The sequence below is a fragment of the Clostridium boliviensis genome, from assembly GCF_033342255.1.
GTDB lineage: Bacteria > Bacillota > Clostridia > Lachnospirales > Lachnospiraceae > Lacrimispora > Lacrimispora boliviensis.
Window position 1 is genome coordinate 1 of sequence record NZ_JAWONS010000270.1, and the last position, 517, is coordinate 517.

Genomic DNA, 517 nt, shown 5'->3' on the forward strand with positions numbered 1-517 from the left:
GACGGAGCGGTCGGGGTCTTCTGTGCCAAGGGTGGTGTGGAACCCCAATCCGAAACCGTCTGGCGGCAGGCGGACAAGTACCACGTCCCGCGGATCGCTTACATTAACAAAATGGATATCGTCGGAGCCGATTTCTACGGCGCCGTCGAGCAGATCCGCGAGCGCCTCGGGGCCAACGCGGTGCCTATCCAACTGCCGATCGGAGCCGAGGACACCTTTGAAGGGATCATCGACCTGATCAAAAACTGCGCTTACTTCTACGAGGACGATCTCGGTACGCGCAGTAGGGAGCAGGAAATTCCCGACGAATACAAGGAGAAGGCGGAAGAATACCGGATGCAGCTGCTGGAAAAGGTGGCTGATCTGGACGACGATTTGATGATGAAATATCTGGAAGGGGAAGAGCTGACCGAGGAGGAGATCAAGGCGGCGCTCCGGAAAGGGACCCTCAATGTGGAGATTGTGCCCGTCCTGTGCGGCTCCTCCTACAAGAACAAGGGGGTTCAGCTCCTCCTGG

The 517-nt window shown here is 57.8% G+C and carries 1 protein-coding gene; it reads left to right on the top strand.

Features of this window, described 5'->3' with window-relative positions; genetic code table 11:
* The coding region (locus tag RZO55_RS17950; RefSeq protein WP_318065634.1) for a GTP-binding protein at positions 1-517 on the top strand (517 nt) is incomplete at both ends.